The 20,019-nt window shown below is 32.5% G+C and carries 18 protein-coding genes; 7 read left to right on the forward strand and 11 right to left on the reverse strand.

From position 1 onward, the window contains the following. Positions 1-13 precede the first annotated feature (13 nt). From ftsZ to B3I31_RS09080, 3 genes are all read left to right on the forward strand, one after another. On the forward strand, positions 14-1,858 hold the full coding sequence (gene ftsZ / locus B3I31_RS09070; RefSeq protein WP_286494801.1) for a cell division protein FtsZ: 1,845 nt from the start codon (positions 14-16) through the stop codon (positions 1,856-1,858). 101 nt (positions 1,859-1,959) lie between these two features. Then, entirely contained in the window at positions 1,960-2,412 is a 453-nt protein-coding gene (locus B3I31_RS09075) for a GatB/YqeY domain-containing protein (RefSeq protein WP_125349638.1), read from the forward strand. Between the two features lie 323 nt (positions 2,413-2,735). Further along, positions 2,736-3,266, forward strand: coding sequence for a septal ring lytic transglycosylase RlpA family protein (locus B3I31_RS09080; protein ID WP_125349637.1), 531 nt, complete (start codon positions 2,736-2,738; stop codon positions 3,264-3,266). Between the two features lie 128 nt (positions 3,267-3,394). Here the strand turns inward: B3I31_RS09080 and mqo are convergent, their stop codons facing one another. The 3 genes from mqo to B3I31_RS09095 all read right to left on the reverse strand — a co-directional run bounded on the left by mqo (position 3,395) and on the right by B3I31_RS09095 (position 7,067). After that, a complete protein-coding gene (gene mqo / locus B3I31_RS09085) occupies positions 3,395-4,870 on the reverse strand; it encodes a malate dehydrogenase (quinone) (protein WP_125349636.1) in 1,476 nt (491 codons plus the stop codon). 135 nt (positions 4,871-5,005) lie between these two features. Further along, a complete protein-coding gene (locus B3I31_RS09090) occupies positions 5,006-5,506 on the reverse strand; it encodes an RDD family protein (RefSeq protein WP_038332867.1) in 501 nt (166 codons plus the stop codon). 79 nt (positions 5,507-5,585) lie between these two features. Then, positions 5,586-7,067: a hypothetical protein gene (locus B3I31_RS09095; RefSeq protein WP_038332873.1), complete on the reverse strand. Its 1,482-nt coding sequence runs from the start codon at positions 7,065-7,067 to the stop codon at positions 5,586-5,588. Positions 7,068-7,215: 148 nt separating this feature from the next. On the opposite strand from B3I31_RS09095, the gene B3I31_RS09100 reads away from it, so the two are divergent. Genes B3I31_RS09100 through leuB form a run of 4 tightly spaced genes read left to right on the forward strand, consistent with a single transcriptional unit; the run spans position 7,216 to position 11,499 of the window. Then, entirely contained in the window at positions 7,216-8,391 is a 1,176-nt protein-coding gene (locus B3I31_RS09100) for a 2-isopropylmalate synthase (protein WP_291087942.1), read from the forward strand. After that, on the forward strand, positions 8,388-9,773 hold the full coding sequence (gene leuC / locus B3I31_RS09105) for a 3-isopropylmalate dehydratase large subunit (protein WP_221855339.1): 1,386 nt from the start codon (positions 8,388-8,390) through the stop codon (positions 9,771-9,773). Before B3I31_RS09100 ends, leuC begins: the two co-directional genes overlap by 4 nt. Before the next feature lie 12 nt (positions 9,774-9,785). Then, complete coding sequence (gene leuD / locus B3I31_RS09110) at positions 9,786-10,388, forward strand: 3-isopropylmalate dehydratase small subunit (RefSeq protein ID WP_219034380.1); 603 nt, start codon at positions 9,786-9,788, stop codon at positions 10,386-10,388. Beyond that, positions 10,375-11,499: a 3-isopropylmalate dehydrogenase gene (gene leuB, locus B3I31_RS09115; protein ID WP_286494786.1), complete on the forward strand. Its 1,125-nt coding sequence runs from the start codon at positions 10,375-10,377 to the stop codon at positions 11,497-11,499. The genes leuD and leuB overlap by 14 nt, the downstream gene beginning before the upstream one ends. Before the next feature lie 82 nt (positions 11,500-11,581). On the opposite strand, the gene groL is transcribed toward leuB, so the two are convergent. The 8 genes from groL to B3I31_RS09155 all read right to left on the reverse strand — a co-directional run bounded on the left by groL (position 11,582) and on the right by B3I31_RS09155 (position 19,949). Beyond that, complete coding sequence (groL, locus tag B3I31_RS09120) at positions 11,582-13,207, reverse strand: chaperonin GroEL (protein WP_125349630.1); 1,626 nt, start codon at positions 13,205-13,207, stop codon at positions 11,582-11,584. Positions 13,208-13,310: 103 nt separating this feature from the next. After that, complete coding sequence (locus B3I31_RS09125; protein ID WP_125349629.1) at positions 13,311-13,589, reverse strand: co-chaperone GroES; 279 nt, start codon at positions 13,587-13,589, stop codon at positions 13,311-13,313. A 155-nt stretch (positions 13,590-13,744) separates the two neighbouring features. Then, positions 13,745-16,066 carry a zinc-dependent metalloprotease gene (locus tag B3I31_RS09130; protein ID WP_291060635.1) on the reverse strand — a complete coding sequence of 774 codons (2,322 nt, stop codon included), beginning with the start codon at positions 16,064-16,066 and terminating at the stop codon, positions 13,745-13,747. A gap of 2 nt (positions 16,067-16,068) precedes the next feature. Beyond that, the gene (locus tag B3I31_RS09135) at positions 16,069-16,494 is read right to left on the reverse strand and encodes a hypothetical protein (RefSeq protein WP_286494783.1); all 426 of its coding nucleotides are present in this window, start codon (positions 16,492-16,494) and stop codon (positions 16,069-16,071) included. Positions 16,495-16,585: 91 nt separating this feature from the next. Further along, positions 16,586-16,936, reverse strand: coding sequence for a preprotein translocase subunit SecG (gene secG, locus B3I31_RS09140; RefSeq protein WP_038332909.1), 351 nt, complete (start codon positions 16,934-16,936; stop codon positions 16,586-16,588). A gap of 4 nt (positions 16,937-16,940) precedes the next feature. Continuing rightward, positions 16,941-18,143, reverse strand: a complete 1,203-nt coding sequence (locus B3I31_RS09145; RefSeq protein WP_291072361.1) for a tetratricopeptide repeat protein — start codon at positions 18,141-18,143, stop codon at positions 16,941-16,943. A gap of 23 nt (positions 18,144-18,166) precedes the next feature. Then, positions 18,167-18,676 carry an LptE family protein gene (locus tag B3I31_RS09150; RefSeq protein ID WP_115001709.1) on the reverse strand — a complete coding sequence of 170 codons (510 nt, stop codon included), beginning with the start codon at positions 18,674-18,676 and terminating at the stop codon, positions 18,167-18,169. Position 18,677: 1 nt separating this feature from the next. Next, on the reverse strand, positions 18,678-19,949 hold the full coding sequence (locus B3I31_RS09155; RefSeq protein WP_125349624.1) for a sigma-54 interaction domain-containing protein: 1,272 nt from the start codon (positions 19,947-19,949) through the stop codon (positions 18,678-18,680). Positions 19,950-20,019 lie beyond the last annotated feature (70 nt).

Raw genomic sequence — 20,019 nt, forward strand, 5'->3', positions numbered from 1 at the left:
GAATATGAGTGATATGTTAACAGGAGATATTGTGTTCAACTTACCAAAGAGCCGATCTCAAGCTATCAAAGTAATCGGAGTAGGTGGTGGAGGTAGTAATGCCGTAAACTACATGTTTGAACAAGGAATTGCAGGTGTAGAATTTGTAATTTGTAATACGGACTCTCAAGCATTAGCAAATAGTCCAGTACCAACAAGAATTCAATTAGGACAAGCAATAACAGAAGGTTTAGGAGCTGGAGCAAATCCTGAGGTAGGAGAGCAATCTGCTATCGAAAGTATGGATGATGTAAAAGCTGTTTTAGACGAGGGTACTAAAATGGTATTTATTACTGCCGGAATGGGTGGTGGTACAGGAACCGGAGCAGCACCAGTAATTGCTGGTATTGCAAAAGAAATGGATATCTTAACAGTTGGGATTGTTACAGCGCCATTCTTTTTCGAAGGAAGAATGAGGTTGGAACAAGCCGAAAAAGGTATCGAAAAATTAAGACAAAATGTCGATTCATTAATTGTTATCAACAATGATAAATTACGTGAATTATACGGAAACTTAGGTTTCAAAAATGGTTTCTCGAAAGCTGATGAGGTTTTAACAACAGCAGCTAAAGGAATTGCAGAAGTTATTACTCAACACTATGCAATGAACATCGATTTACGTGATGCGCGTACAGTACTTAAAAATTCTGGTACAGCAATCATGGGATCTGCGCAAGGTTCTGGTGAAAACAAAGCGAAAGACGCAATTTCTTCTGCTTTAGATTCTCCATTGTTAAACAACAACAAAATTACGGGTGCACGTAACGTATTGTTATTGATTTTGTCTGGTAATAACGAAATTACAATGGATGAAATCGGTATCATCAATGATTACATTCAACAAGAAGCTGGTAATAGTGCAAATATTATCATGGGTATTGGTGAAGACTTAGATTTAGGAGATTCTATCTCTGTAACTGTTGTAGCAACTGGTTTTCCTACAGAAGATCAGGCGTATACAGGAAAAGAGGAACAAAAAATTGTACATACATTAGAGGAAGAACAACCAATTAATAAAACGTTATCAGTTGAGCAACCTTTTGTGAATCGTGTAAAACCAATGACGTTAGATTTTGGTCGTTCTAATGCTTCTCAGCAAGCACCACAAACGCCTCAACAAAATCAAACGCCAGAGGCTCCTCAAAATAATTATCGTCAAGCAGATATTAACCAAAGTTTTCAACAACAAACTTATCACAATACGCCAGAAGAATCTTTCGAAGAAAATAATTCTCCAAAGCGTTATGTTTTAGATGATATTGATGATGAGCCAGTGCAAGAGAGACGTTCTTATGATGATTTCGAACCACGTTTGAAATCAGATTTTAATCGTCCGCAAGAACCAACGAATAATGTAAATAATAATCAAACATATAATTCATATTCTAATCCTGTAGCTTCAGAACAGTCAAATTATCCTCAAAATAATTATGCTGGATATCAAGCTCCAAAGAACGAAGGATATGGAAATGTAGAGCCAGTTCAATCTAATGTAGCTCATTCTGTTGCTCCACAAGCTGAAGAAGTACAAGTTGCTATAGATCCATTTAGTCAACCAATTGAGCAATCAAATGATCCTGAATTGAATAGTATGATTGAAGAAAGAAGAAATCGTTTGAAACAATTTAATTTTAAATTCAACAACACGATGACAAATTCTCAAGTAGACGAATACGAAGCAATTCCTGCTTATAAACGTCAAGGATTGAATTTATCTGATCGTAATGATAATCAATCTTCTGATTTTTCTGTAGGAACTAATCGTAACAACGAAACGCAAATTCGTCCAAACAATTTTCTACATGATAACGTAGATTAATAAACGATCACTCGTAAAAAATATTCTTATTATAGAAAAGGTTCATTGCTTTTGCGATGAGCCTTTTTTTGTCTTAAATTTGTAGTCTAAAAGCAAAACAAATGAATTTAGAAACTCAAATAATGGCACAGTTAAAAGAAGCGATGAAAGCTAAAAATACTGTTGCTTTAGAAGCTTTAAGAGCTGTAAAATCTGAATTATTATTAGCAAAAACATCAGGTGCTAACGGAGAATTATCAGAAGATCAAGAAATTGCTTTATTACAAAAATTAGTAAAACAACGTAAAGAAGCTGCTGAACAATTCGAAGCAAATGGACGTGCTGAATTAGCTGAAAAAGAATTGGCACAAGCAGAAGTTATTCAACAATTTTTACCTGCTCAATTATCAGACGAAGAATTAACAGCTGCAATTACAGAAATTGTTGCAGAGGTTGGCGCTACTTCTCCAAAAGATATGGGAAAAGTAATGGGAGCTGCTTCATCTAAATTAGCTGGTAAAGCGGAAGGAAAATTAATTTCAGCTAAAGTAAAAGATATTTTAGCTAGTTTATAATTGATTTTTAAATCTTTAAAAATTAAGAAAAGGTAAAGTTTATAACACTTTACCTTTTTTATTTCTTTATTAGATAAATTTCTTCAAATTATATAAAATTATTATTTATTGATAATCAATAGTATATCCGATTTAAATAAATAATTCCCAAAAAAATTAGGATTATAGTTTTATTTTAACATTAAATTAACAAATCGCTGTAAGCATCTAAATTCGCAAAGCACAAGAGATTTTAGAATTAAAAATCAATTGATTAGAATAATTCTAAATAAGAAGCTGTTTATACCCTTAAATTTGCAAAGTAAATCAGAAAAATCTAAAGGATGACGAAAAGCATTACAGCGTTTATAGCAATGTTAATGATTTTTCCAATAGCAAATGCTGATGGTAAAATTTTTAAGGATTCTGGTAATAATGACACAATTATTATGCCAGCTTCTGAGAAAAGATTTAGTAACGATATTGATAATGATACCATCAAAAAAGATACATTATCAGTTGAAGATGAAAAGTTGGTTGGAGAACTTATCGAGAATAGTGCTCGAAAAATCTCGACAGGAGTTGTTTCTTGGTATGGAGACAAATTCCACGGACGCAAGACAGCTAGTGGTGAAACGTATGACAAACACGAACTAACAGCTGCCCATAAGTCTTTACCATTTGGTACGAAAGTAAAAGTTACGAATATCAGAAATGGTAAATCTGTAGTTGTAGAAATCAACGACAGAGGTCCATACGCTAAATCTAGAGTTTTAGACTTAAGTCAAGCTGCATTCAGCGAAATTGGTCACACCAATACAGGAGTGATGCAAGTTGAATACGAAATTATCAAAAGCGAAGACAAGAAAGACTAAGATGTTCAGAAAAAATTAAAAGGTTTGAGAATTTATTCTCAAACCTTTTTTTATGCTCTTAAGTTTCGTGCAAAAAAAATCCTGACAAATGAATATCAGGATTTATAATTATATGATGTAAGAAAATCTTAATCTAAAATTTTAAGCACTTTAGTTGTACGGGCTCTTGATGCTTCAACTAATTCAGCTTGTGCTAAATCTTCACCGTAAGAAGGGATCATTTCTTTGATTGCTTCGTTCCAGTTGTTTTTCATCAAGTCTGGGAAACATTGTTTCATTAAGTTCAACATTGCACTAACAGATGTAGATGCTCCTGGAGAAGCTCCTAATAAGGCAGACATTGTTCCATCTTGAGATGTTACGATTTCTGTACCAAATTTTAAAACTCCTTTTCCATCTTGTTTTTCGATTACTTGAACACGTTGTCCTGCAGTTTGTTCGAACCAATCTTCTAGTTTAGCTTCAGGAAAATATTCTTGTAATTCTTCTACTTTTTTCGCTTTAGATAACATCACTTGTTCTACCAGGTATTTTGTTAAATCGATATTGTTTAATCCACAATTCATCAAAAATCCTACGTTTCCTAAGTTTACAGATTTGAATAAATCGCAATTAGATCCGTATTTTAAGAATTTTGTTGAGAATGTTGCAAATGGACCAAATAATAGAGATTGTTTTCCATCAATAACACGTGTATCTAAGTGAGGAACAGACATTGGTGGTGCACCAATTTTTGCTTTTCCATATACTTTTGCATGATGTTTTTTGATTACTTCTTCGTTTTGACAAATTAACCATTGTCCACCAACTGGGAAGCCACCAAATTTTTTCGATTCTGGAATTCCAGATTTTTGTAACAATAAAATTGCTCCTCCACCTGCACCAATAAATACGAAATCAGCATTAAGTGCTTTGTTATTTCCAGATTTTAAATCTTTTACTTTAACTGCCCATTTTCCGTTGCTAAGACGAGTTAAGTCTTTTACTTCGTGTTCAGTTTCTAACGTGATTTCTTTTTTGTCTTGTAAACCTTTGAAAATTTGACGCGTTAATTCACCAAAATTCACATCAGTTCCCAAGTTCATATGCGTTGCCGCAACTTTTTCATTACCTTTTCTACCGTCAACAATTAATGGAGCCCATTCTCTGATTTTAGAAACATCATCCGAATATTCCATATCCTTAAATAAAGGATGCTGAGATAATTTTTCGTAACGTTTTTTCAAGAAATTTACATCGTCATCGCCCCAAACAAAAGACATATGTGGAGTAGGACGTAAGAATTTTTCTGGAGAAGAAACGTAATTATTTTCGACTAAGTAAGACCAAAACTCTTTCGAAGTTTCAAATTGTTTTGCAATATTAATTGCTTTATCAATATTAACCACTCCATTTTTGTCCATTGGTGTATAATTCAATTCACAAAAAGCAGAGTGACCAGTACCTGCATTATTGAAAGCATCAGAGCTTTCAAATCCAATCTTATCTAATTTTTCGAAAACAGAAATCTTAATAGCCGGATTTATTTTTTTAAGAAGTATGCTTAAAGTAGCACTCATGATACCAGCACCAACTAACACTACCTCTTGAGGTTGTTTTTCCATTTCTCAAAAATATATTTACGTTGCAAAGGTATTAATAAATAGCCTTTTTTGCGAAATAATACGCAGAAAAAACAATGATTTTTTACATAAATTATTGTTTTGAGATAATTTGAATAGATTTTATTTTATAGAAAATTATTCAAACTCAGTTTTTCCAATACTTTCGATGTTGTCTGCTTGTGATAAATCTGCTTCAAAAGCTTTTTTGTTCACAATTGTAGTTTTTGAAATTTTATCGTGCCAACCATTTTCTCCTAAAAAAGTAAGAACATCAAATGGAATTATTCTACAAATACTTCTTGTAAAATAATCTTTCGTTGTAGGTGTAGAACCGTCAATCATCACAACTTTTGTTCCTGTAATAAATTTACCTAATGAACGTCCTTTGGTTAAAAACTCTGATAAAAAAATTAGTAAAACATAAAAAAAGGCTGTGATAACTCTATCAATCAAAGGATTTATATTTTCTAATTGATAAATAATGTCGCTTTCTGGATTAATGATCACAATAACAATTGCTATAAAACCGAAAAATAGCATCGTCAATAAAATGATTGATACATAATCTATAATAAAATTTAAAAAGCGCAATCCTTTGTTCGCTTTATGTTCGCCAACTTTGTAATCTTGGTACATAGTGTTTATGTGTTAATTTAGATGTAAATATATGATAAACACTAAATTTTTAAAATTATTTTATGCAGATAATTTAAGTCTAAATTTTATCCTCCATCCAACGTCTAAGATTAATGTAATTGGTATTTCTTCGCAACAAATTTTGATTGTCCGAATCTTTCAAAAAATCATCTAATTCTCTGAAAGCTTTTACTTTTTCATGTGGGTACAAATCATTCAATTCAATAAAAAATAAACTAATTTTTCGTGTAATAATATTACTATTTTTCATCTTTTTGCAGAATTGATGCGTTTTGTACGAATATGTATCCAATTCTTGATCATTCCCAGAATCATACAAATTCATCATAATCAAAACCAAGGTGTAAAAATGTAAATCTTCTTGAATTGACGCTTCACTATTGATTATTTTTTGACAATACTCGAACGAATTATCCCAATCTTTGTTTAAGAAATAATAGGCAGCAATTTTTAGATAAAGCACCAAAATATGATGATTATCGATTTTATGATGATGCGATTTAATTTCGCGTAAAATATCTTTAATCAAAAATGGACTAATATTTTCTTTCGGATTAATGAAAAAATAATTCAGTTTGCTATTAAATTTATTGATAAACCAAAGCGCTTCCACATTATCATTTTGAGGCAAAATCTCGTAAACAGATTCTAATTTATCAAACCAAAATTTAAATTCTTCAGAATTTTTTTTCAGGTATAAGATCTTTAATAAATAGCTATTTCCTTTAATAAACCAAACTGGATGACTAAGAATTCGTTCTTTTTTCTCGTAAAATAATTCAACCCATTTTTTCGAAAATTCATAGGCAGAGTGTAGGTTTTGCGTTAACATCGACAACCAAACATTTGCTTTGTAAAACCACAGTTTCTCTTTGAATTTTAATTTCTTAAAATCGATATTTTTTGTTTCCGAATCAAAGAAATTCTGAATTTTTTGAATTTCATCATCATCTTTTGCGTATCCATTCTCGAGCAAAATACTATACAATTTTAGCGATAAATTAGACAATTTACTTGCTTGTAAATTCTGTAAACTCAATTCCTCCGATTGTTCAATCAACTGATCTGCACGACCAGAAATACTTCGTGTAATGAATTGTGATTCGATAATTTTTTCGAGTTCTAAAATATCATAAGCAATGGCTTTTTCGTCAAAATCTAAGGCTTGAGTTTTGGCTTTGTCCAACATTTTTAGACTTTGTTTGTGTAAGCCTTTTTGATACAAAATCGTAGCAAAATCAAACTGTTCACGTATTTGCATACGCGAATTTTGTTGCGAAGGATTCATTCTCAAGCTAAACAAAATTTGTTTGTACAAATGCGCTTTTAGATTAGATAATTGTTGTTTCGTGGTAATTTTTTTCTTCAAAATAGCCGTTTCATCATATTCTTCCAACTTATCCAATGCTTCAAATAATAACAAAAATTTTGCATCTGCATTAATTTGCAGACGATTTACATAAAGTTTGAATTGACGTTTTTCGGAACGATTAAGTGACTTTATTAAACTAAATAGTGCGTCTTTGTTATGATTTGACATTGTAATTAAATTATATATAATGTATTGAAAATAAAATGATTATGATAAATATTTTAGCTTTAAGAATTGTAAAACACTTTTCAATTTGAAAATTTAAAGTTAGTACAATTTTAATTTTACATCACAATAACAAACAAAACTAATTGCAATGAGTGCTGAGAAGATTCAAATTTTTGATACGACACTGAGAGATGGAGAGCAAGTGCCGGGGTGTAAGTTAAACAAAAAACAGAAGTTAGAAATTGCGGCTCGATTGGACGAATTAGGCGTTGATATTATCGAGGCTGGTTTTCCAATTTCAAGTCCTGGAGATTTCGAAGCCGTAAATGCAATTTCAAAATTAGTGAAAAATGCCACAGTTTGTGGTTTAACTCGTGCAAACAAAAAAGATATAGAATCTGCAGCTAAAGCTTTACAATATGCCGTAAAACCAAGAATTCATACCGGAATTGGAACTTCGGATTCTCATATTATTCACAAATTTAATTCGAATCGTGAAGCGATTATCGAACGTGCAGTTGAAGCGGTTGCATATGCAAAAACATTTGTAGATGATGTTGAGTTTTATGCTGAAGATGCAGGAAGAACGGATAATGCTTTTCTTGCTCAAGTTTGTGAAGAAGTGATAAAAGCTGGTGCGACGGTTCTTAATATTCCAGACACAACGGGTTATTGTTTGCCTTTTGAGTATGGAAATAAAATTAAATATTTAAAAGATCATGTTCAAGGAATTGATAATGTGATTATTTCTTGCCACAATCATAACGATTTAGGTTTAGCGACAGCGAATGCAGTTGCAGGAGCTATAAATGGAGCACGCCAAATAGAATGTACAATTAATGGAATTGGTGAGCGTGCTGGTAATACGGCCTTGGAAGAAATCGTGATGATTTTTAGACAACACAAAGAATTGAATTTTTATACAGATATCAATGCTCAAATGTTAACAGAATTAAGTCAATTAACTTCTGAAACAATGGGAATGATGGTTCAACCAAACAAAGCAATTGTAGGATCGAATGCTTTTGCGCACAGTTCTGGAATTCATCAAGATGGTGTGATTAAAAACTGTGAAACATACGAAATTATCAATCCAGCAGATGTTGGAGTTAATGAATCCTCTATTATTTTGACAGCTCGTAGCGGGCGTTCGGCGTTAGCTTATCGTCTAAAAGATATCGGTTTCGATACATCTAAAAATGAATTAGATATTTTATATGAACAATTTTTAGAAATTGCAGATTTGAAGAAAGAAGTTGTTCGTGAAGATTTACTTGGATTAATGCATCAGTTTAATCAAACATCACAGAGAAAATTCGCATGAGAACATTATTCGATAAAGTGTGGGATGCCCATGTTGTCAGCCAAGTAGAAAATGGACCACAAGTGATTTATATTGATAAACATTTAATTCACGAAGTAACAAGTCCACAAGCTTTTGCAGAATTAGAAGCGAGAAATATTCCAATTTTTCGACCAAATCAAATTGTTGCAACTGCGGATCACAATGTACCAACGATTAATCAAGATAAGCCAGTTCGAGATCCATTATCAAAACAACAATTAGAGCAATTAGCGATTAATTGCGAAAAAAATAATATTACTTTTTATGGTTTAGGTCATCCGTATCAAGGAATTGTTCACATTATTGCGCCAGAATTGGGTGTTACGCAACCAGGAATGAGCATGGTTTGTGGCGATAGTCACACATCTACGCATGGAGCTTTTGGAGCAATTGCTTTCGGAATTGGAACAAGTCAAGTTGCACAGGTTTTTGCTAGTCAATGTTTGTTGATGAATAAACCAAAATCGATGCGAATTACAGTTAATGGAAAACTGAATCCAAATGTTCAACCAAAAGATGTGATTTTGTATATCATTTCTAAAGTTGGAACAAATGCAGGAACAGGTTTTTTCTGTGAATATGCAGGAGATGTTTTCGAGAATATGTCGATGGAAGGTCGAATGACAGTTTGTAATATGTCGATAGAAATGGGCGCTCGTGGCGGAATGATTGCACCAGATGAAACAACTTTTGCTTATTTAAAAGATAAACCATTTGCACCGAAAGGAGAAGATTGGGAGCAAAAAGTAGCATATTGGAAAACTTTACCAAGTGATGCTGATGCAATTTTTGATGAAGAAATAGAATTTGACGCTGCGGATATTTATCCAATGATTACGTTTGGTACGAATCCAGGAATGGGAATTTCGGTGAAAGACAGTATTCCTTCTAAAGATTCGTTAAGCGATAATGAAAAAGAATCGTTTGAAAAAGCGTTGAAATATATGGGATTCCAAGATAATCAATCAATCATCAATCATCCAATTGATTATGTGTTTATCGGAAGTTGTACAAATGCAAGAATCGAAGATTTGCGTGAAGTAGCAAATTATGTGAAAGGAAAACAGCGCAATGAAAATGTAACTGCGTGGATTGTTCCGGGATCGAAACAAGTAGAAAAGCAAGCGATAGAAGAAGGTTTGGACAAAATTTTTGAAGCCTCTGGATTCAGATTGCGCGAACCAGGTTGTTCGGCTTGTTTGGCGATGAACGACGATAAAGTTCCAGAAGGAAAATATTGTGTTTCGACTTCGAATAGAAATTTTGAAGGACGTCAAGGTCCAAATTCTCGTACATTATTAGCAAGTCCTTTGATTGCTGCTGCTGCTGCAATTCACGGAAAAATTGTTGATATCAATTAAAATTTACTCAAAATGGATTCAATCAATCAATTAAAATCATCGGCTGTTCCGATTAAAATAGAAAATATAGATACCGATCAAATTATTCCAGCTCGTTTTTTGAAAGCGATTAGTAGAGAAGGTTTTGGAGATAATTTATTCAGAGATTGGCGATTTAATCAAGATAATCAATCAATTGATAATTTCCCGCTGAATGATTCAAAATATGCTGGAAAAATATTAGTTGCAGGTAAAAATTTTGGTTGTGGAAGTAGCCGAGAACACGCTGCTTGGGCAATCAAAGATTACGGATTTGATGTGGTAATTAGTAGTTATTTTGCAGATATTTTCAAAGGAAATGCATTGAATAACGGAATTTTACCAATCGTTGTTTCAGATGAAATTTTAAATCAAATCTTTGAGATCATCGATCAAAATCCTTCAACAGAATTTGAAGTTAATTTAGAAAATCAAACCTTAAAAATTCAAGATCAAACCATCAACTTTGATGTTGATTCTTATAAAAAAATCTGTTTATTAAATGGATATGATGACATTGATTTTTTAATCAGTCAAAAAGATAAAATAGAAACTTACGAACAAAACCATAAATCTTTACAACATGAAAACGCATAAAATTGCAGTACTTTCTGGCGATGGAATAGGACCAGAAGTCGTTTCGGAAACAATAAAAGTTCTGAAAGTCGTTGAACAAATTTTTAAATATAATTTCGAATTTGAGGAAGCTTTGATTGGTGCAATTGCGATTGACGAAACGGGAAATCCTTTGCCTGATGCGACATTGCAATTATGTAAAGATGCAGATGCGGTTTTGTTTGGTTCTATTGGTGATCCAAAATATGACAATAATCCGAACGCTAAAGTTCGTCCCGAACAAGGTTTGTTAAAGCTAAGAAAGGAACTTGGTTTATTTGCAAATATCCGTCCAATCAAGGCTTACGAATCTTTGTTGGGGAAAAGTCCATTGAAACGTTCGCACATCGAAGGAACAGATATGGTTATTTTTCGTGAATTGATTAATGGAATTTATTTCGGAGAAAAATTTACAGCACAAGATGGTTCTCATGCGTATGATACGTGTTCGTACAACAGAAAAGACATTGAGCAAATTACACATTTAGCTTTTCAGGAAGCAATGAAGCGTCGCAAAAAAGTAACGTTGGTAGACAAGGCAAATGTGTTGGATACCTCTCGTTTATGGCGAAAAGTTGCGATGGATATTAGCCAAAAATATCCTGAAGTTGAATTAGATTTCTTGTTTGTTGATAACGCAGCGATGCAATTAATTATCAATCCAAAACAATTTGATGTGATTTTGACAGAGAATATGTTTGGTGATATTATTTCGGACGAAGGAAGTGTAATTGGAGGAAGTATAGGTTTGTTGCCTTCGGCTTCTATTGGTACAGAAAATGCATTGTTCGAGCCTATTCATGGTTCGTATCCACAAGCAAAAGGAAAAGGAATTGCAAATCCGATGGCTTCTATTTTGAGTGCCGCAATGATGTTGCGTTATTTGGGATTGGAAGAAGGAGCAAAAGCAATAGAAAATGCGGTGGGAAATGCGATTAATAATTTGATTGTAACTTCAGATTTAGATGAAACGAGCGATTATTCGACGTCTGTTGTAGCAAATTATATTGCGAAGATATTATTGAGCGATCATGATCATCATTCATATTTTAATTTTGAAAATGTATTGATGGGGAAATCGACGATTATATAGTTTTTATTATTTATGACTTAATGAAAAAGCCATTCAGAGTTCTGAATGGCTTTTTCTATTGTATATTTTTATGAGTTGATGATTACATCATTCCTGGCATTCCACCTCCCATTGGTGGCATAGCTGGCTCATCTTTTTTAATTTCTGTAACAACCGCCTCAGTAGTAATTAACATACCTGCAACAGAAGCAGCGTTTTCTAATGCAACACGAGCGACTTTAGTTGGATCAATAACTCCAGCCTCGATCATGTTTACATATTCGTCAGTTTTTGCATTGTATCCGAAATCTCCATTTCCTTCTTTTACTTTTGCAACAACTACAGAACCTTCACCACCAGCGTTGTGAACGATTTGGCGTAATGGTTCTTCAACTGCACGCGTTACTATTTTAACACCTGTAGCTTCGTCAGCATTTGTAGTATCGATTGTTAAGTTAGATAAAGCTCTAACAAAAGCAACACCACCACCAGCAACGATACCTTCTTCTACAGCAGCACGAGTTGCGTGTAAAGCATCATCAACACGGTCTTTAATTTCTTTCATTTCAACCTCTGAAGCAGCACCAACGTATAATACAGCAACACCTCCAGCTAATTTAGCTAAACGCTCTTGTAATTTTTCGCGGTCATAGTCAGAAGTAGTTGTTTCTACTTGTGCTTTAATTTGGTTAACACGAGATTTGATTTGCTCTGCATCACCAGCACCATTAACAATAGTTGTATTGTCTTTGTCGATAACTACTCTTTCAGCAGTACCTAACATTTCTAAAGTAGCAGTTTCTAACGTAATTCCTTGCTCTTCAGAAATAACTGTACCTCCTGTTAAGATTGCTATATCTTGTAACATCGCTTTTCTACGATCTCCAAATCCTGGTGCTTTAACAGCAGCAATTTTTAAAGAACCTCTTAAACGGTTCACTACTAAAGTAGCTAAAGCTTGACCTTCAACTTCTTCAGAAATAATTAAGAATGGACGTCCTGATTGAGCAACTGGTTCTAATAAAGGTAAGATTTCTTGTAAGTTAGAGATTTTTTTCTCACATAATAAGATGTAAGGATTCTCTAATTCAGCAATCATTTTATCTGCGTTTGTAACGAAGTAAGGAGATTGATATCCACGATCGAATTGCATTCCCTCTACAACGTCAACGTAAGTTTCTGTTCCTTTTGCTTCTTCAACAGTAATTACTCCTTCTTTTCCAACTTTAGAAAAAGCTTCTGCGATTAATGATCCAATAGTATCATCGTTATTTGCAGAGATAGAAGCAACTTGTTTAATTTTTTCTGATGAATCACCAACTTCTTGAGATTGCTCTCTTAAGTTAGCAACGATTCCAGAAACAGCTTTATCAATACCACGTTTTAAGTCCATTGGGTTCGCACCTGCAGCAACGTTTTTCAAACCTTCGCGAACGATAGCTTGAGCTAAAACTGTAGCAGTTGTAGTACCATCACCTGCAACGTCGTTTGTTTTAGAAGCAACTTCTTTTACCATTTGAGCACCTAAGTTTTCGATTGGATCTTCCAATTCGATTTCTTTTGCTACAGAAACTCCGTCTTTTGTTACATGTGGAGCACCGAAAGATTTTTCTAAAACTACGTTACGACCTTTTGGTCCTAATGTTACTTTAACTGCATTTGCTAATGCATCAACACCTCTTTTTAAAGCGTCTCTTGATTCAATGTCGAATTTAATATCTTTTGCCATTTTTTTTATAAGTTTTGTTGTCTTAAGTCTTAAGTCGAATATAATTAAAAATAAAAAAATAAGTTACTTTGTACTTAATACATTTTACTAATTACAACTAAATTTAGATGATTGCCAAAATATCAGCTTCACGCATGATTAAATAGTCCTTTCCTTCTAATTTTAATTCAGTTCCTGAATATTTTCCGTAAAGAACTTTGTCTCCAATTGCAACAGTTATTGGTTCATCTTTTTTACCATTACCAACTGCTACAACGATTCCTTCTTGAGGTTTCTCTTTTGCTGAATCTGGGATAATAATTCCTGATGCTGTTTTAGTTTCTGCAGGAGCAGGCTCAATAACCACTCGATCTGCTAATGGTTTAATGTTTAATTGTGACATATTTGTATTTTTATTTTAATAATTGATGGTTTTAAATAAACGAAAAACGTGCCAACACACAATTTCTGCCATTATGGATAAGTTAATTTCACTCCTTAAAACAAAAATGCCAAGTTGTATGACAACTTGGCATTTAAAGTGATTTTTATGAATAATTATTTTTTGATAATCACTTTTTTCGTGAATTGTTCGTTACCTGCTTCAACCGAAACAATGTAAACACCATTTGATAAACTAGATAAATTAACTTGTTGAGATTTCGAAGAATTCAATTTGTTTGAGTAAACTGTTCTTCCTGCTAAATCTGTCACCGTAATTTTACCTGTTGTAAATGAGTTTGTAAAATCTAAATTGATTATTCCATTTGAAGGATTTGGAGAAATCGTACCTAAATCTTTTCCTTTTATATCATTTGTAGTTAAAGAACTTTCTATAGAAAAATCAGTAGAGTTAACAGCTAAGAAAACGTTATCAATAGCTTTAATCATAATTCTCGCTTTATTAGTAATTCCTAATCCTGCAGGAACTGTGAATGTATAAGAACCGTTGTTCGGAACTGATTCAGCTAAAACATAATCAAATGTTTTTCCTCCATCAACCGATAATAAAATTTTTACATTTTGTGTGTCAATACCGTTTGCATCAGTTCCTGCAACATTCCAAGTAATTGTAGCAGTGTTATCTTGTTTCCAATTTTCTGCAATTGATTGCGAAGTCACTTTGAATGGACCAAAATTTAGAAAGTTTAACTGAACATTTTGTCGAGCGGTTAATCCAACTTCAGAATTATTGTCACGAACTGTTACAGAGAAATTCATTGTACGAGGAACTGAAGGAATGACTTCCCAATTGTTTTTATCGTAATTTGAAACGTTTGACAGATATAGATTTGTTTGAAATACTAATTCATTTGAAATAATTTTTTCTAAACGAGGAAAATAGCGAATTCCAACTTTTTGTGGAGAGAATGATCTGAAATTTGGGCCTTGAGAATTAGAGGAAATAGGAGGAAGTGATTTAATAGAAGTTTCAGAAACTTCAGGATTCATCTGCTCCCAAGAATATGTTAATTGATCATTATTTGAGTCAGTGGCTAATGTTTCTAAAGCAAATGCAGTTGAAATTGGAATGTTATATTTTGTTTTCAAGTTAGAAGCTATAATAGGTGCAGCATTAGTTGTTGTAACGAATTGTCCACAATTCACATAATTTAGCACTTTTGCCATTTCTTCTAAACTTTTTGTATGGAAATATGCATCACTTTGATTTTGTACGTTTGGTGAACAGATACCAGTGTAAGCCATAATTGTAGAACCACTTCCAGGTTCAACAGAACTGTTAAGTGTACGATTACAATTGTTGTTTTGTGTATGGTAGGCACCTAATTGATGACCAATTTCGTGGGCAGTATAATCAATATCAAAAGCATCCCCAATAGGAACTATTGTACCAGTCACTCCTCCTGCTTTTGCTCTATCATTACAAACTGCTGGCGTATTGGCTAATCCATTTGAATTATTATCATCATTCACTTGAAAAAATAAATGACCAATATCGTAGTTAGCAACTCCAATAACATTATTTGTAACAGTAATATTTTCCTCAAGATTGTAATTTGCTGCAGAATTAGAATTAATATTAGGGTCTTGGAAAGAATCAGAATCAATAAAAAATAATTGATCAGTATTTGGAATTAATTCTAAAAAAACACCAACATCATTTTTTAAAACGCCATTAATTCGTGTGAGTGATAAATTGACTGCAGCTAATATTGACGCTTTCTTTTGAGCTTCTGTACCAGATGATAAATTAGCTTGTTTGATTACAAAATCTGAATACTCAGTCGTTGTTGTAATGGCTAATCTAAATTTTCTTAAACTTCCATTTTGAGTTGCTGTTCGAGAAGATTGTTTAATAGTTTCAAAATTCAAATTATCTATCCCAAGAGCACTTTCAGAAGGTTCTGTAGCACATTTGAAAGAATTTGTATTAACTAAATCTTTTTTATCATACACAATATATGACGCTTTATTTTTGGTGTAAGCGTCTATTAACACTGTTTTATTGCCGTTTGAAACTAAACCATACAAACCAAATTGAGGAGATAAACTAAAATTGATTTTCTCTGTCAAATCATTTGTATTGTATCCAGAAAAAGATTTTATATCTGGGTATTTAGTTTGTAATTCAGGAGATAAATTTGAGGTTTCTACAATACGATATGTATTAAACTTTCCGTTTTCAGTTGGAAATTTTAATAAAAAATTTTGTTGATTCGTATTGTTTAAATAGTTGACCAAATTATCATAAGCTAAGTCTAATTTAACTGATTTAGTTGGTATATGCGCTCTTGTATTTAATTGCTCTTTAGAAATAGTTCCTTTCGCATTGGTAGTTTTCCAAAAGTTTTGTTGAGCAAATAAGTTTGTGCTAAATGCAAGACAAAAAAGTAAATATTTAGATATAGATTTTTCCATTTTTATTTAGTTTTTACTAAAATTTTCTTCACTGATTTAGGTACAATCATCATCAATAAATTTGAAGAGTCTTGTATTTGATTAATTCCTTTTATAGGTGTTAAATGTAAATTATAAATCTTTTCATTACCAGTAATAGATTCAATATTATATGAATTAATATGTTTGTGAGGAATCAAAATTATTTGATTTTGTTCATAATCGATAACGAAACGAGGTAATGATTTCTTGTAATCTTTTGGTAACGTAGCATACATGTTATTTAATTCAGTTTCATTTTTGAAGAAATGTGTTCCTGATAATTCATATTGCGCAGAAAAAGTTGTGAGCAATTGATAATTTTCTTTTGGAATTTTCTGATACACTTTTTGACCAACACAGCTTATAAAAGTAAGTAGGATGATTATAAATGAAACGAATGTTTTCATAATTTAGGTTTTGATAAATTTAAAGATTATATTAATCAATGAACAAAAAAAGCCTCACAATTTGTGAGGCTTGTATATTTTCTTATCAAAATTACTTCGCTGGTTGAGCTGGTAATTGATTTTGACTTGCTCCGTTTGCAGCAGGTTGCGTTGGTAAATTATTAGCCGGTGCCGTAACATTTGGCTTAATTGGTTTTATCGCATTTGGATTTTCATGCGAAGCACTTGCTCCAATAATCAATACGATTACAGCGATAAATAATCCCCAAGTTGTGTTGTCTAAGAATTTATTCGTTCTTTGAACTCCAAACATTTGGCTTCCTCCGCCACCTCCAAAAGTAGAAGATAATCCTCCTCCTTTAGGGTTTTGAGATAATACGATTAGTACTAATAATACACATAAAATCATGATAATAATCATGAAAAACTGAAATAGTCCCATTTTATTATTTAGAGTTTTTTAAATTTTCAATTTCTTTAATTCGATTTGCAAATAAACTATTTTTTTCTGGATATTTCAAAATTAATATCTTATAAGCTTTAATTGCCTTATCATATTTTTTTTGCTCAGTATAAATCTGAGCCAAAGTTTCGGTCATCAAATCCGAATATTCTTCCGTATTCTGAACGAAATTTGAAGGTGTGCTGACTGGTGTAATATCCGTTTTTTTCATCGGAACGATTTTCGGATTTTTTTCCAAAAAGTCATCAATCAACTTATATTTTATTTCTCTTTCTGCAGTTTCTTGCTCTTCCTCAATCTCTTGTTGAGTTTTTGATTGAGAAGGAACTTTCTTCAACCAATCCGAAAAAGAGAACGTCGAATCATCCGAATTATTTTCAATGATTTCTACTTTTTCTTCAATCGTTTCAGGTTCAGATTCTTCAATTACCTCCGCATTTTCAGACAATCCTTCTATAATTTCTTCTTCCTGATTATCTTCAATTGTTTCAATTACCTGCTGAGGTTCAGATTCAATAATTTCAATTCCAGAAGTTTGTTGAACAGCATTTTCGATATCATTCTCAGAAGTTAAATTTTCTTCTTTCGAATTATTTTCTACCACAACTTTATTCGTGATTTTAGCAACTTCGTTCAATTCTTCATCCGAAATAATATCAACAACATGATCCGTTCTCAATTCAGATTCTTCTGTATCATTTTCGATCATTCCGTCTACAATATCTCCATTGATTTCTTCTGAATTAGTTTCAGAAATAACTTCAATTTCTTGGTTTAATTCTTCTTCTATTATCTCATCAATAACTTCAATTGTTTCGTTATTGTTTTCGATGATTTCAGAAGTAGAATTTTCTAAAATAGGTTCAGAAATAATTTTGTTTTCAGCTAATTCTTCCACTTTTTCTTCTACCATTTCAGGAGAAATAGTTTCAGTTTTTGTTTGAATTTCTTTCTGAATTGTTTCCGAATTGATGTAATGATACAAATCGACACGATTGCTGCTGTGAATTGAAGTTTTGTTCAAATAATCCTCAAAAGAAGGATGATTTTCCTTTTTTAAACCATAAAGTAACAAAGCGCGCAATGTGTAGAAATACGGGTATTTTTCTACCTCTTTTTTAAGAAGTGGAATGTCCGATTTCTCGACTTCGTACGGATGTGCTACTAAATATTCAATTCTGGTCATTGCTCAAATATAAGGTTATTTTTTTACCAATCCATCGCAATAGACGCAAAAACTTGGTCGCGAATATCATCAATAATTAAAGGAACAATTGACGATTCTACAGCGCTTAACATCGCATTTCCGTCATATAATTGGAAAGCAGAAAATGTTCTGTCATAACTTTTTGATTCGTCTTTATTGTTGATATATCGAACTTTTACATAAATTGTCAAACGGTTTTTTGCTGCAATATCATTCGATTGAATTGCTTCTGGAACAACATCGTATCCCGTAATTTCACCTTCGATAATTAAGTCAGAATTTTCGTTTGAGTTTAACTTCAACTTCGTTCTACTTCTAAAAATATCTTGAATGGCAATCGTTAAATCTTGACTCAAAGTAGGATTTTGTTGAGGTGCGTAATTCGGGAAAGTTGCCACATAAATTGTGTTCCAATCTGGTTGAATTGCAGCTCCCGAAAGTGAATATTTTATACATCCTGTTAAACTAAAAATAGCAAAAATACTAAGGATGAATAGTTTTATTTTGTTCATATTACAAATGATATTGTTTGATTTTTCGGTACAATGTTCGCTCAGAAATTCCCAATTCGTCAGCCGCCATTTTACGTTTTCCTTTGTGTTTTTCCAACGCCAATTTTATCATTTCCTTTTCATTATCTTGCAACGAAAGAGATTCTGGTTCTTCGATTGGACTTACATCATATACATCGTTCGAATAATCGTATTGCGATTGTTGATAATTTGGTGTAATTGGAGCAGATTTCGTTGGAACCAAATTATATTGACTTGGCACAAAATCTTCTTCTGGTTCGTTTTGATCTTGATAAACGCGCTGAATCAATTCTTGTGTATTGCCATTAAAATCTTCAACATCTTTGTGTTTGATTAAATCTAATGTTAAAGCACGTAAATCGTTCAAATCTTTTTTCATGTCCAATAAAACTTTGAACAATAATTCACGTTCCATAAAATCAGAAGAACTTCCATCTTTCGATTTATTTGTTACCGTCAACATTGTTGAATTATTGGGTAATAATTCCATGATTTTTTCTAACGAAATCACACGGTCTTTTTCCACAACAGAAACTTGTTCAGCAAAATTTCTTAATTGACGCACATTTCCCGGCCAAGGATAATTCGCAATATAATTTTGGGCTTCTGGAGAAAGCTCAATATGCGGCATTCTGTATTTATTTGCAAAATCTGAAGCAAATTTTCGGAACAATAAATTAATATCTTCCTTACGCTCGCGCAAAGCAGGAATATCAATTTGAACTGTATTTAATCGATAATATAAATCTTCACGAAATTTACCTTTTTCAACAGCTTCTTTCAATTTTACATTCGTTGCAGCAACAACACGAACATTTGTTTTTTGAAGTTCCGAAGAACCAACTTTCATAAATTCACCCGACTCTAAAATACGCAATAAACGCACTTGTGTAGCTAAAGGCAATTCACCAACTTCATCTAAGAAAATAGTTCCACCATCTGCTACTTCAAAATAACCTTTACGTGTTTGTGTAGCGCCTGTAAAAGCACCTTTTTCGTGTCCAAATAATTCAGAATCGATTGTTCCTTCTGGAATCGCACCACAGTTCACTGCAATATAATTGTTGTGTTTGCGTGCAGATTGATTGTGAATAATTTTCGGAATAAATTCTTTACCTACACCACTTTCTCCGATAACAAGAACAGAAATGTCTGTAGGTGCAACCTGAATCGCCTTTTCTAAAGCACGATTCAAGGCTATATTATTTCCAATGATTCCAAAACGTTGTTTGATAGTTTGTAAAGAATCCATTTTTTTATTTTTTAGGTTTTTGAAAAATGATCTATCAAATTTCAATTATTGTCTTATTAAAACCGTCATT

Source organism: Empedobacter sp. UBA3475, assembly GCF_002378465.1.
Classification (GTDB): Bacteria; Bacteroidota; Bacteroidia; order Flavobacteriales; family Weeksellaceae; genus Empedobacter; species Empedobacter falsenii_B.

Excerpts from the sequence above, each read along its gene's own strand:
- ftsZ (WP_286494801.1), top strand. The coding sequence starts at position 14 with ATGTTAACAGGAGATATTGTGTTCAACTTACCAAAGAGCCGATCTCAA.
- B3I31_RS09075 (WP_125349638.1), top strand. The coding sequence starts at position 1,960 with ATGAATTTAGAAACTCAAATAATGGCACAGTTAAAAGAAGCGATGAAA.
- B3I31_RS09080 (WP_125349637.1), top strand. The coding sequence starts at position 2,736 with ATGACGAAAAGCATTACAGCGTTTATAGCAATGTTAATGATTTTTCCA.
- mqo (WP_125349636.1), bottom strand. The coding sequence starts at position 4,870 with ATGGAAAAACAACCTCAAGAGGTAGTGTTAGTTGGTGCTGGTATCATG.
- B3I31_RS09090 (WP_038332867.1), bottom strand. The coding sequence starts at position 5,506 with ATGTACCAAGATTACAAAGTTGGCGAACATAAAGCGAACAAAGGATTG.
- B3I31_RS09095 (WP_038332873.1), bottom strand. The coding sequence starts at position 7,067 with ATGTCAAATCATAACAAAGACGCACTATTTAGTTTAATAAAGTCACTT.
- B3I31_RS09100 (WP_291087942.1), top strand. The coding sequence starts at position 7,216 with ATGAGTGCTGAGAAGATTCAAATTTTTGATACGACACTGAGAGATGGA.
- leuC (WP_221855339.1), top strand. The coding sequence starts at position 8,388 with ATGAGAACATTATTCGATAAAGTGTGGGATGCCCATGTTGTCAGCCAA.
- leuD (WP_219034380.1), top strand. The coding sequence starts at position 9,786 with ATGGATTCAATCAATCAATTAAAATCATCGGCTGTTCCGATTAAAATA.
- leuB (WP_286494786.1), top strand. The coding sequence starts at position 10,375 with ATGAAAACGCATAAAATTGCAGTACTTTCTGGCGATGGAATAGGACCA.
- groL (WP_125349630.1), bottom strand. The coding sequence starts at position 13,207 with ATGGCAAAAGATATTAAATTCGACATTGAATCAAGAGACGCTTTAAAA.
- B3I31_RS09125 (WP_125349629.1), bottom strand. The coding sequence starts at position 13,589 with ATGTCACAATTAAACATTAAACCATTAGCAGATCGAGTGGTTATTGAG.
- B3I31_RS09130 (WP_291060635.1), bottom strand. The coding sequence starts at position 16,066 with ATGGAAAAATCTATATCTAAATATTTACTTTTTTGTCTTGCATTTAGC.
- B3I31_RS09135 (WP_286494783.1), bottom strand. The coding sequence starts at position 16,494 with ATGAAAACATTCGTTTCATTTATAATCATCCTACTTACTTTTATAAGC.
- secG (WP_038332909.1), bottom strand. The coding sequence starts at position 16,936 with ATGGGACTATTTCAGTTTTTCATGATTATTATCATGATTTTATGTGTA.
- B3I31_RS09145 (WP_291072361.1), bottom strand. The coding sequence starts at position 18,143 with ATGACCAGAATTGAATATTTAGTAGCACATCCGTACGAAGTCGAGAAA.
- B3I31_RS09150 (WP_115001709.1), bottom strand. The coding sequence starts at position 18,676 with ATGAACAAAATAAAACTATTCATCCTTAGTATTTTTGCTATTTTTAGT.
- B3I31_RS09155 (WP_125349624.1), bottom strand. The coding sequence starts at position 19,949 with ATGGATTCTTTACAAACTATCAAACAACGTTTTGGAATCATTGGAAAT.